Origin of the sequence: Pseudoflavitalea sp. G-6-1-2 (assembly GCF_012927185.1) — a bacterium.
GTDB lineage: Bacteria > Bacteroidota > Bacteroidia > Chitinophagales > Chitinophagaceae > Pseudobacter.
On the sequence record NZ_JABBGB010000002.1, the window covers coordinates 662,597 to 675,554 of the forward strand.

Annotated in this window: 8 protein-coding genes; 4 read left to right on the forward strand and 4 right to left on the reverse strand. The window is 46.0% G+C overall.

The features are described from left to right. Positions 1-18: 18 nt before the first annotated feature. The 3 genes from HHL16_RS12385 to HHL16_RS12395 all read right to left on the reverse strand — a co-directional run bounded on the left by HHL16_RS12385 (position 19) and on the right by HHL16_RS12395 (position 5,549). On the reverse strand, positions 19-3,630 hold the full coding sequence (locus tag HHL16_RS12385; protein WP_169425509.1) for a SusC/RagA family TonB-linked outer membrane protein: 3,612 nt from the start codon (positions 3,628-3,630) through the stop codon (positions 19-21). Positions 3,631-3,729: 99 nt separating this feature from the next. After that, a complete protein-coding gene (locus HHL16_RS12390; protein WP_169425510.1) occupies positions 3,730-4,893 on the reverse strand; it encodes a FecR family protein in 1,164 nt (387 codons plus the stop codon). Positions 4,894-4,961: 68 nt separating this feature from the next. Further along, entirely contained in the window at positions 4,962-5,549 is a 588-nt protein-coding gene (locus HHL16_RS12395) for a sigma-70 family RNA polymerase sigma factor (protein ID WP_169425511.1), read from the reverse strand. Positions 5,550-5,659: 110 nt separating this feature from the next. On the opposite strand from HHL16_RS12395, the gene HHL16_RS12400 reads away from it, so the two are divergent. The 4 genes from HHL16_RS12400 to HHL16_RS12415 all read left to right on the forward strand — a co-directional run bounded on the left by HHL16_RS12400 (position 5,660) and on the right by HHL16_RS12415 (position 12,264). Next, positions 5,660-6,109 (forward strand): SRPBCC domain-containing protein, encoded by a 450-nt coding sequence (locus tag HHL16_RS12400; protein ID WP_169425512.1) that lies wholly within the window; start codon positions 5,660-5,662, stop codon positions 6,107-6,109. Positions 6,110-6,201: 92 nt separating this feature from the next. Next, positions 6,202-6,882 carry a metal-dependent hydrolase gene (locus HHL16_RS12405; protein WP_169425513.1) on the forward strand — a complete coding sequence of 227 codons (681 nt, stop codon included), beginning with the start codon at positions 6,202-6,204 and terminating at the stop codon, positions 6,880-6,882. 683 nt (positions 6,883-7,565) lie between these two features. After that, positions 7,566-10,820, forward strand: coding sequence for a SusC/RagA family TonB-linked outer membrane protein (locus tag HHL16_RS12410; RefSeq protein WP_169425514.1), 3,255 nt, complete (start codon positions 7,566-7,568; stop codon positions 10,818-10,820). A gap of 19 nt (positions 10,821-10,839) precedes the next feature. After that, entirely contained in the window at positions 10,840-12,264 is a 1,425-nt protein-coding gene (locus HHL16_RS12415; protein ID WP_169425515.1) for a SusD/RagB family nutrient-binding outer membrane lipoprotein, read from the forward strand. 109 nt (positions 12,265-12,373) lie between these two features. Here HHL16_RS12415 and HHL16_RS12420 read toward each other — a convergent pair whose 3' ends face one another. Next, on the reverse strand, positions 12,374-12,952 hold the full coding sequence (locus HHL16_RS12420) for a DUF1801 domain-containing protein (protein WP_169425516.1): 579 nt from the start codon (positions 12,950-12,952) through the stop codon (positions 12,374-12,376). Positions 12,953-12,958 lie beyond the last annotated feature (6 nt).

The following is a 12,958-nucleotide window of genomic DNA, read 5'->3' on the forward strand; positions in this document are numbered from 1 at the left end:
ATTTTGGATGAGTGAACTTTAGAATACAAACGAAACATTCAGTGTGTATTCAGGTCTTATGCTCATGTTGATGGATGGCGCAAAACCAGACTGTGAAGGGTCCTGCCCTTTCAACGCTTTGCTGGCAAGCGTAAACAGGTTGGTTCCTGTAAATCCGATACTGCCAGATTTTGCTTTGATCCTCGAACAGAATTCCCGGGAGAATAAATACTTGAGTGTAACAGATGCCAGCTTCACATAATCTCCGCTTACTACCCGCAGATCGGAGAAATCATACATCTGATAATAGTTCTGGGCAAAAACAGGACCGTCATATGATGATCCGGAACCATCAGAGATCAGAGGATTACCTGCAGATCCGTTCAGACCGGGAATATTGGTAAACTGTTCATCACCAGGATAACGCCAGCGGTTCAGGAATTCTTTACGCAGGTTCTGCTGCGAGCTTGGTCTGAAATTGCTGTACCTGCCAGACGCGAGCTGGAGCAATCTGATCTTGTTGCCCACGCTGTAAGTAATATTCATGTTGAGTCCCCAGTTTCTGTAGGAGAAATAATTGGAAACGCTTCCCTGAAGAACAGGTACGCGCCTGCCAGACTCCACCATCACAGCATTCATCACTTCTTCTCTGTTCATTTTTGAATATTTCTCTTTCAGCTCAGCTGCATTCTCCAGTTCAGCCCCGTAGAATACCGGCATGCCCGTATTATCCAGACCCTTAAATCTGTAGGAATAAAAAGTGTTGATAGCTTTTCCATCGATCACTATCGAGCCACCGAGATACTGCTGATAAGTGATGCTCCTTGGATCAACCAGTGCAGATGCACGATTGTTGACGGCGGCAGAGAGCAGCCTGTTGAAAACCTGTCCCAGCTGCGGATCTATCCGCCAGGTGAATCCTCTCTTGCCATCCTTACCTACTGACCCCGTTACAGGAGTGTAGTTTAGTGACACTTCCACACCCTTGTTCTCTAAAATGCCGCCATTGACCGTATACTCTGTAATGCCATTCATCTGCGACACTTTTTTGGTCACAAATGTGTTGGTTGTTCTCTTGTAGAAATAGTTAACACTTCCCGACAACTTGTTTTTGAAGAGAGAAAATGCAAGCCCAACGCCGTAATCCGATGTTTTCTCCCAGTTGAGGTTGGGATTAGGATAGGCCTGAATGGAAGACATGAAGCTCTGAAATGCGCTGTTGTAAATATCTTTCTTGATGATCGTATAAGGCGTTTGATTGGCCGGGATATTTCCACTTGTTCCGTAACTCAGCGTAAGGGCCATCAGATCAATTGACTTGCTGTTCCTGAACAGATCATTCTGCATATTCCATCTGCCGGAGATGGTCCAGTTTGGCAGGAATTTTTCATTGCTCCTGTTGCCAAAAGAGTTGGAGTAATCCGATCTTCCCTGGAGTGTGATCACGTAGCGGTCATTATAGATATACATGGCAGAACCCATCATGGAAACCAGATTGCTCAGCCTTTCGGAGATTGTGGCCCGGTTTGCGGCCACCCAGGATGTATAGCCGGGAAAATCAGCAGGATTGTAGGCTGCAAAAGTGTACCCTCTTTCAGGATAATAACCTCGCCTTGTCTGTTCAATAGAATTGTGTTTGGAAGAACTCAGTTCTGCCCCGCCCTGCAGGTTCAGCAGATGCAGGCCTTGTTTATCGAGATATCGTTTGTACTGAAGTTCTCCTCTCAGCAAATAAGTTCTCATGCGGGTAGTGGCCTGCTGCAATTGACCACCGAAGGGAGCCGGGTCTAAGCGCGGATCTCCATAATCCATGCCTCGCTGAAGATCCATATAATTGGTCTTTTCTTCAAACCATGTTTCCTGTTCAGTATTGTTGAATGTGTAAGAGCCCGAACCTCTGAATACAAGGTCGGGCAGGAACTCGTATTCGGCAGATGCACTCAGCATTGTTTCAGCCCCATCCTGCGTATTGCCCGACCGGTTCATTTCATTTACTACGTTCATGGATGGGCGCAGATATATCCTGTTGTCTCTGCTGTCTCTCGTAGGATAGAAATACAGACTGCCGTCATCATTGTACAACGGAATGGCGCGGCTGGTACCATATGCATAGTCGAGTATGCCAACAGAAGCAGGAGTATATCTTCTATCGGTTTTGTTGGTGACGAGATCGATCCTTCCTTTGAATTTTTTATAGTCTACATCAAACCCAATACTTGCATTATATCGTTTGAAAAATTCTCTTTTTGTTACGCCGGGGTCATTGGTAAAACCAATGCTGGCAATATAGCGGCTCACCTGATTTCCTCCTGACACGGAGATATTGTGTGAGGTTTTCACAACATCCTGCGTTATGATGCCCAACCAGTCAGTATTTACGGTCTCGGCCTTGTTCACTGCATTCATGTAGGTTTCATAATCGATATCACCGTTGTAATAATCGAGGATGGCTTTTTCATATCCAACAGGCACACCATTGAAGGCCATTTGCTTTTCGATGAGCTCACGGGAAGCAGCTACCCTTTCAATGGAGTTCATCATGTATACATTTCTGTCTGTATATCGGGGCCTTCTCTGCAGGCTCACATTGCCATCGTACCTAACTGTAGGTGGGCCGGGCTTTCCTCTTTTCGTAGTGATCACAATTACGCCGTTGGCAGCTCTTACACCATAGAGAGCGGTGGCTGCTGCATCCTTCAATACATCTATCTGTTCAATGTCGTTAGGATTTATACCGGAGATAGCATTGCCTATGAGGTTTACGAAATCGAGGTCGTTGATCTTATTGGCCGGAATATTTACCGGATCTACTCTAACAATGCCATCCACTACCCAGAGTGGTTCCTGTGAACCGAGGTAGGTAGAAGTGCCGCGCACGCGCAGCCTGGGTACAGCCCCTGCCTGTCCGGAGTTCAGCATGTAAGTCATACCGGGCACGCGCCCTTCAAGCATCTTATCAACTGTAGATACTCCGGGCAAAATCACAGAATCCATTTTTAGAGTAGTAACAGAGCCGGTGTTATATTTCCGCTCGATTCGTTGATAGCCTGTAGAGATGGTGACAGTTTCCAGGGGTTTGTCGTTGAACTCGAGCGCCACATTCAAAGTAGTGGTTTCCTTTACCCTGAAAGTCTGGGAAGTGTAGTTCACAAAAGAGAAAGTAAGCTGGGCATTGGGATCGATAACAAAGTTGTACAAACCCTCACCATCGGCCTGAACAGTAGTGGCATTGCCTTTCTTCGGTTTTATCAGAATGGTGGCGCCTCCGAGACTGCTGCCATATTTGTCTGTAATTTTCCCTGAAACGATGATCGATTCAGGAGCTTTCTCCGAAGTATTGATGGCTTCAGATTTTTTGGTGATGATGATAGTGCCTTCAACCACACTGCAGTTGAGATCTGTTTTTTTGAAACATTGTTCCAGCGCTTTTTCCAGCGGAACATCCTTTACCTCGATGGTAATTTTTCTGGCTTCGGATAATATCTTTTCGGATACAACAACGTTGAATCCGGTTTGCTGAGAAATGGAGCGGATCACTTCTTTCAGCGGCTGGTCCTTCATCGATAAAGTCACCAGCTTGTTGGTCTGCGCGGAGAGCCTTAGTGGTCCCAATAGCAGCAGTAATGCAATCAATCGCGTTAGCTGTCTCATTTTGGTAGCATCTGTTTGGTTCAGAATGGGGCATAGTGCTACGCCCGGTTGTTGACTTACCGGATAGGTTTAATGATTGAGTGCTGTTGGGATGGATGATTAATCTATCGCCTTAACCTTTAAATTTCTGCCTTCTATTGCAAGCTGTACGTTGCCATTGGCCTGCAAGGCTTTGATAACAGCGGACAAGGTGCTGTTGCGTTTTATGATCACAAAGAATTTATCTTTCGGGGCTGGTCCTTCATATGTAACAGTCAGATCGTACCACCTGGAAAGCTGGCGTAAGATGGTGGGAAGATCGGCGCTTTCAAAATGGAAGAATCCGTTCTTCCAGGCCATCACTTCTTCTGTATTGATTCCTTTCTTTACTGTCAGTTCTCCGTTGCTGCCGGTTGATGATTGCTCGCCGGGTACCAGTTTCACCATGCTGTTGTTGCTGCTGACCTTTACGCCACCTTCCAATAATGTGGTAACGGGGTACGGTTCGTCGGAATATGCGTTGATATTGAAATGTGTTCCTGTTACTTCTATCTGCTGATCATTGGCTTTCACAATGAACGGCAGTTCTTTATTCTTAGCCACTTCAAAATATGCTTCGCCGGTAATGGTCACTTCGCGTTTGCCATCGGTGAATACCGTAGGATAGGTAATGCTCGATGCCGTGTTGAGCCATACATGGGTTCCGTCTGGAAGCTGCAATTCATACTGCGTTCCCCGGGGCGTGTAGAGCGTGTGCAGCTCAGGGGCTTTTGTGCTTACATCGTAATTCAGTTTACCATTCTCATTATCGATGCTGAGGCCGTTTTGCTGAACTATCTTTCCATGGGCACTGTCGAGCATGATCTCTTTGCCATCTGCCATTTTCAGGATTGCGCGGTCTGTATGCTGTGGAACGGGATCATCAGAAAATGCCACTGTTGTTACATCCACTTTCTGATCTGCTTTGAAGAAGTACCGGTATCCCACTACAGAACAGGCGATGAGGAGCACTGCTGCCGCCACTTGCCATTTCCAGCCAAACCTGCGGCGTGGCAGCATTTCAACAACATTTGCAGACCGGAGTTGTTGCAGCAGTTCTGCATACATTTCATCTTTCAGATTGTCCTTCTCCCCTGCTTTCATCGATGCAAAAGGATCGCTGTGCTTCGTTTTATCCAGATAATCGAAATAAGCTTCCACAAAGCGGATCTCCGCTTCGGTGGCCTGGCCTCTTTCGTATCTTTTCAGCAATTCCTGGAAATATTTTCCATCATTCTCATGCATACACAGCGCTGTTTAGTATGATGTCACATAAACTTTTGCGGTTTCCCGAAAAAAGCGACAATATTTTTTTAGGATTTTAAATGAGTGGTACTGCTCACCATAATCATTACCATCATCAGATGGCTGAGCCAGGTGCGCAGGTGTTGACTGGTGAGACTGATATTGTTCTGAACTGTTTTGAGGCTAAGGTTCATTTCGATGGCGATCTCTCTGGCAGAGAGCTGTTCAAAATAATATTTAACGAAGATCTGACGACGCTTTTCGGGCAGGGCCGCAATCCAGGCATCGAGCAGTTTGAGATAATCGCGCATGTTCACCTGATTGTCTGCCTCGAAGGGAGAATAGAGAGCGGTCTGGAATTCGTCGAGCAGACTGGTGCTTTTGTTGCGATTGATGTAGTTGATTGTTTTGAAGCGGATGGCTTTTTCGAGGTAGGCAGGAAGATGATCGATGGAAAGTGCGGAGCGGCGTTTCCATATGTCCATCAGTACATCCTGAACTATTTCCTTGGCCGGACCGTTATCATTCAGCTTTCTGTAGGCCGAACGATACAGCTGCTCCCAGTAGCGGTTGTAAATTTCGGTGAACGCCTTTTCTTCATCGTGTTGGAGGCATTCAAGCAGCTGGGCATCGGAATATGTCTGGTAATTGGCCAAAACGTATAGGGTAAATGAAGCAGCTTACGGTGATTGAGACCGTTTGGTAGCAGGGTCAATTTTCGACAAATTAGGATTTTTATTTTTACAGGCATTCAAAAAATACATGGATGAGCAGCAACCTAAGCATTTCGGAACAGGTAATCATCGATGCAATGCCGGCAAAAGTATGGCGCACATTAACTGTACCGGAATCGATGATCCGGTGGATGGGCGACCCCGAAATGGCTATCAGCATACAGACCAGCTGGGAACTGAACACTCCCATCGAGATCAGCGGCCACCATCATGGTAAGTTCGTCAATTACGGAACCATACTGGCTTTCGAGCCGGATAAACAGCTCAGTTACAGTCACCTCAGTTCATCATCCCGGCTTCCGCACCTGCCGGAGAATTTTTGCATTCTGCATTTTACCCTCCACCAACAGGATGGTAAAACTTTGCTCAGTCTCCACATCGGGAATTTCCAGAACGACATCATATTCAAACACCTTCGGTTTTATTGGAGAACTGCCCTTGTGAAAATCAAAAGGCAGGTGGAATCGGAGGTTGATGTTTAAAACTTAATCCCCATAATTTTCCGTAAAGTGCCGTTGGTAGTTACATTTGCGCTTTCTAACGACTGTATTTTTCATTCAACAGCACAAAGACTATGAAAGCGAAATTCCTGGGACAGAACTGTTTTCTCTTCAGCTATAATGGCAAGAACATACTTACAGATCCTTTCTATAATATTCAGCGCGCGGCATCCGGCTTCGATATTGCGGCACAACGAATCGATTATGTGCTTATCACGCATGCGCACGGAGACCATATCGCAGATGTGAAAGAAGTGCTGGAACATCATCCCGGGGCCACCATCATTGGTGTGCCGGAGATCTGCGATCACTTCAATCACAAAAACTACGTAGATCTTAACTTTAGCGGAACGCTTCAAATCGATGACCTGAAAATATCCATGGTGCCGGCGATGCACACCAGTTCTTTCCCCGATGGAAGTTACGGTGGTGTAGCAGCGGGATATATCTTTCAACTGAATAACCAGAATATCTATTTCGCAGGAGACACAGGCATTATGGCCGACATGAACTGGTTCAGCGAATACTACGGACCACTCGCAGTATCCATTCTTCCCGTTGGCGGTCATTACACCATGTGCGCAGCAAAGGCAGCATACGCCGCAGCCAAAATGCTGAAAACAAAAAAAGTGATCGCCTGCCATTTCGATACCTTCCCTCCTATTAAAGTAGACCACGAAGAAGCGAAGCAGCAATTTGCAGCGAGAAATATTCCGTTTGTACTTCCTGCACTGGGAGAAGAGATTTCGTTGTAATAAACCGATACATACTTCAGCAAATTATTCAGGCGGTCCGGGTGGCCGCCTTTTTATTGCAGCAATATCAACTAACCATATATTAACCTTCGGTAACTGCATATTTGCAGAAGACGGTAATGAACGGCTGTTACGCGCACTCCATCTGCATTTCATCAATATGCAAACTAATGCATACCAGGTTCAGACTGTATGCGATACACGGTTATATGTACAGACTGCATCAGGGATATGCAAATATTAACAGTAACAATTCATCGTTCAACAGAAAAGTTAAAATTCATTAGAATCGTATCAGATTAGGTTAAAAACCGTGCTATGATTTTTTTCTTCTGAACCTAGATTTGTTGAAACAAAACTGACTGAATACACATCAACGAAAAGCGTGTACCCAACACCGTTTGTTCGTTTTTCAATTGCAGCAGCCAATCATCAACATATAATTTAAATAACATCGGCGCAAACCTGAAGCATACGTTGCATGCAGGCAGGGATTGACTTGTGCTAACAGTAAAGTTCAGCAACAGGATGCATGTGCAAAACAGCGTCCAGGCAATTTATTGCTATAGTCATATGAGCCCTCACAAAAATTACCGTTCAACATTAAACTGGTACGAGGCCTCTGCTGCCTTGTAAACGGCAACAAACACGGATTAACTTAAAAACTAAAAACCAAACACTGTATGAGAACGATTGCTTCTCTTATGACGGTATTCTTGCTATCCGTCACGGTAGCCTTTGGCCAGGCAAAAAAAGTATCAGGCCAGGTAAAAGATGAGAAGGGAGATCCTGTTCCTTTCGCATCTGTAAAGGTAAAAGGCAAACCAACGGGCGTCTCCGCGGATGCCACCGGCTATTTCACCATCGAGATCGGTGAAGCAGAAGCCACACTGCTGGTATCTTCTCAGGGTTTCACTGCCAAAGAGTATCCTGTAAGCGGTACCAAATTTCTTGAACTGGCATTAACCAGAAACCCAAATGAATTGCAGGAAGTTGTTGTAAACTCCGCACTGGGTATAAAAAGAAGCAAAAACAAACTGCCATATGCGGCACAGGTTGTAGCAGGTGAAGATCTCTCCAGATCGAGATCATCCAACTTCCTGAGCAACCTCTCCGGCCGTGCAGCTGGTCTGGAAATCAGACAGAGCAATACACTCGGCGGATCTACCAACGTGGTACTTCGTGGCAACAAAACTGTTACCGGCAACAACCAGGCGCTGTTTGTGGTGGATGGAGTTCCTTACGACAACACTTCATTGGCATCCGGTGGTCAGCGTAACGGTACCGGTGGATACGATTATGGTAATGCAGCCGCAGATATCAACCCCGACGACATCGAGTCTGTTACCATCCTGAAAGGACCTGCAGCTTCTGCCCTTTACGGATCGAGAGGTTTCAATGGAGTGGTGATGATCACTACCAAAAAACCAACAAGAGGCCTCGGTATCACAGTAAACAGCAGCATCACCGGCGTCTCTATCGACAAAAGCACTTTCCCCAAATACCAGAACGAATATGGAGCTGGTTATGGCGCAGGCTACTATGAAGACCCCAGCGGATACTTCTTCTACAGAGATGTAAACGGTGACGGCATTAAAGATCTGGTTACACCCACCAGTGAAGACGCTTCATTCGGAGCAGCTTTCAACAAAGACCTGATGGTGTATCAGTGGGATGCATTCGACCCTGCTTCTCCCAACTACAAAAAAGCAAAACCCTGGCTCGCTGCCAAGAACGGCCCCATCGCATTCTTCGAAAGCCCTGTTAACTTCAACAACAGCGTTTTCCTCGAAGGAGGCAGCGACAAAGGCACATTCAAAATGGGCTATACCCGTAACGACGATAAAGGTATTCTGCCAAACAGCAAGATCACCAAAGACCTCGTTAACTTCGGCGCTACTTACAACGTTACTGATAAACTCACTGCATCGTTCAACCTGAACTATAACAAGGTTAACGGCAGAGGCAGATATGGAACCGGTTACTCACAGGCCGACAACCAGGTAACCAACTTCCGCACATACTGGCAAACAAACGTAGACCTGCTCGAACTGAAAGATGCTTACTTCAGAAACAGAAAGAACATCACCTGGAACTGGGCTGATCCCAACGATCTGAGAGCCATCTACGTGAACAACCCATACTTCGCTGTATACGAGAACTATGAGGTGGATTCGAGAAACAGGTACTTCGGCAATGCATCACTCAATTACAAGATCACCGACTGGCTGAATGTAATGGGCCGCATTTCTACCGACACCTACGATGAAATTCAGGAAGAAAGAAGAGCCATCGGAAGCAGCGGTGTTGCCAACTATCGCCGCAACAACCGTTTCAGAAGAGAAATGAACTACGATCTGATGCTCTCTTTCGACAAGAACATCACCAACGATATCAACATCAAAGCACTGGCAGGGACCAATATCCGAACAGAGAAATTCTCATCCATCTTCGCCCAAACCAACGGAGGGCTGGTGGTTCCCCGCTTATACACCCTGAACAATTCCAAGAATAACCCGGTGCCTCCTACAGAAACTTATTGGGAAAGAGAAACAGACGGTTACTTTGCTTCCGCTACTGTAGGTTATCAGGATTTCCTCACATTGGATGCGACAATCAGAAGAGATGCTTCTTCTACGCTTCCTCCGGGACACAACGTATACTACTATCCTTCCGTTTCAACAGGCTTCATTTTCTCCAATCTGATGAAATCGGTCAACTGGCTTTCTTACGGTAAACTGAGAGCAGGTTATGCAGAAGTAGGTAATGATGCGCCGGTATACAGTGTGAACAACACTTACACAAGCGTGGCATCGTTCGGGGGACAAACATTGTTCAGTGTATCAGGTACCAGCAACAACCTTAACCTCCGACTGGAAAGAAACAAATCGTACGAAGCAGGTCTGGAAATGAGTTTCCTGAAAAGCAGAGTGGGCTTCGATGTCACCTACTATAATGCCCGTTCATTCGATCAGGTGATTCCTGTAACCATTTCAAGAGCTACCGGATACGACGCTGTATTCCTTAACTCAGGTATCGTAGACAACAAGGGTATCGAATTGTCTATGTTCGGCACACCGGTTAAGACCAGCAATTTCTCCTGGAACATTGCGCTCAACTGGAGCCAGAACCGGAATAAAGTGGTAACGCTTTACAGAGATCCATCGGGCAACGAAATCGAAAACCATACGCTCGGAAACATGCAGCAGGCAACTATCAACGTTGCACTGGGTCAGCCTTATGGCGTGATCAAAGGAAAAGATTATGTGTACTATGGCGATCCTGAAGGATTGAAAAGAGACCCTGCTATGCGCATGGTAGATGCAAGCGGACGTTATCTGCAAACTGAAAGCAGCAATCATATCATCGGAAATGCCAATCCAAACTGGATCGGCGGTATCTCCAACTCATTCCGTTACCAGAATTTCTCATTCAGCTTCCTCATCGATATCAGACAGGGTGGCGATGTGTATTCTCTCGATCAGGCATACGGAATGTCATCAGGATTGTATCCTGAAACTGCAGGCCTCAACGATCAGGGCAAACCTGTTCGCAACACTCTTGCAGAGGGCGGTGGCTTCATCAGACCCGGTGTAACAGCAGACGGAAAGCCTAACACTAAACGTGTAAGTGCACTGAACTCAAACGCATTCGGATACAATGCAGCTCCTACAGCCGCATTCGTATACGATGCCAGCTACGTAAAACTGAGAGAAGTATCTTTCTCTTACAGCATGCCTAAAAGCATCGTAGCCAAACTCAAACCTTTCAAAGCACTTGACTTTGCACTGGTAGGAAGGAATCTCTGGATCATGCACAAGAACCTGCCATACTCCGACCCTGAAGAGAACTACGGAGCAGGAAACATCCAGGGATATCAGGGTAATGGTTATCCGGCTCAAAGAACCATCACCTTCAATGTAAAAATGAAGTTCTAATCAACACTAAAAATTCTTTATGAAAAAAATAGGCATATTTTTCATAGGGTCTGCGCTGGCAGTTTCTTCCTGTACTAAAGACCTTACCAGTCTCAACAGGAACCCCAAAGCCGCAGAGGAAGTACCCTCCTATACACTGTTCTCCAATGCACAGTTAAACTTCGCCAACAACCACGCATCTCCCAGTGTGTTCACCAATTTATGGCGACTAATAGCACAACAATGGGCACAGACCACTTATAATACAGAATCCAATTACGATCTCGGCACCAACAATCTTCCACAGGCCTGGTGGCACAATATGTATCGGGATGTATTGAAGAATCTGGAAGAATCCAGGAAACTCATACCGAACGATGTGTCTGATGCGGAAGTGAGAAAGAATCAAATAGCTATTGTTGAGATCATGCAGGTGCTCACTTACCATTACATAGTGAGTGCGTTCGGAAATATCCCCTATACCGATGCATTGAAGCTCGATAATGTGCAGCCAGCTTACGACGACGCAGCTGGTGTATACGCCAACCTGCTTGCAAGACTGAACACCGCTATTAACAACCTGAATACTTCAGCTGCCAGCTTCGGCAGTGCAGATCTGCTGTACAAAGGTGATGTTGCCAAATGGAAAAAGTTTGCCAACTCATTCAAAATAAAGATGGGCATGATGATGGCCGATTATGATGCCAACGCCGCAAAAGCAGCTGTAGAGCAGGGTGCAGCAGGCGCGTTCACTTCGAACAGCGATAACGCCATGTTCAAATTTCTTTCTACTACGCCCAACACAAACCCCGTATGGGTAAACCTGGTGCAAAGCGGAAGAAACGACTTCGTTCCCGCGAGCACACTCGTAAACAAGATGAACTCACTGTCTGATCCAAGGCTTCCTTTGTATTTCACAAAGGATGCAAGCAACAATTACAGTGGTGGCGTAATTGGAGAAAACAACACTTATGCAAACTACTCGCATTTTGCACCAGCCATCACGGTGCCGGATTATCCAACATGGTTCATGGATTATGCAGAAGTGGAATTCTTACTGGCAGAAGCGGTTGAAAGAGGTTTCAATGTTTCCGGCACTGCCGCTGAACATTACGACAAAGCCATTACAGCTTCTATCCTTTTCTGGGGTGGATCACAGGCCGATGCAAACACTTACCTGGCCAATGCTGCCGTGAAATATTCATCAGCAACCGGCACTTACAAACAGAAGATCGGTACACAAAAATGGATCGCATTATTTGAAAGAGGTTTCGATGCATGGACTGAATTCAGAAGGCTCGATTATCCGGCTCTCGTAGCGCCGCCTACTGCATTAACTCCATTCCCTACCCGCTACACCTATCCGGTGAGCGAGCAAAACCTCAACAGAAAAAGCTATAACGCAGCTTCTGCCGCAATCGGCGGAGACCGTGTTGATGTTAAACTTTGGTTCGATAAGTTCTAGTTACATAGGCGTCTAAACAGTGAATGGTGAAACAGACCCCCGACTTAGTGTTGGGGGTTTATTGTTTCAAAACTATATGTGAACAAGTATTATTCACCCATACATGAGCTCAATCGTCCAATCCCTTTCCTTTAAGTATCTGCGGGATAGATTTCTCTATTCTCGATTCCCGCGTTTTGCTTTGTTTGGCTGAGGAAAAATGAAGCAGATATCCCCTTTGTCTGCCGGGAGTGAGCGCTTCAAAAGCAGTTTTGAGTGCCTTGTTCTTTTTCAGTCTGGCTGCGAATTCTTCGGCCATTTCAAATTCCCCGGTTTTCTTGAAAGTCACCTGCAAGCCGGCTTTCTCTACTTCGATGGCTTCGTAGATATAAGACTTGATCACAGCTTCCATCTGAGCAACCTGCTTAGCACTGGTGAACCTGATCTGGCGCTGCGCCTGCACATTCTTCGATTGCTGAATCAGAACACTCTCAGGATCGCTCAGCAAAGCGCCTTTGAAAAATAACAGTGCACAGTAATCTTTGAATCCGTGAATGAGCGCCAGATTGGTATCGCGATACTCATAACAGGGAGTACCCCATTTGAGCGTTTCATTCAAATTGCAATCGAGCAGAATGGCTCTTAACTTTTCAAATGCGGATTGCCATTTCTCTGATTTGTCGATATAGTCGTCAACTTTCGGATTCATAGATTC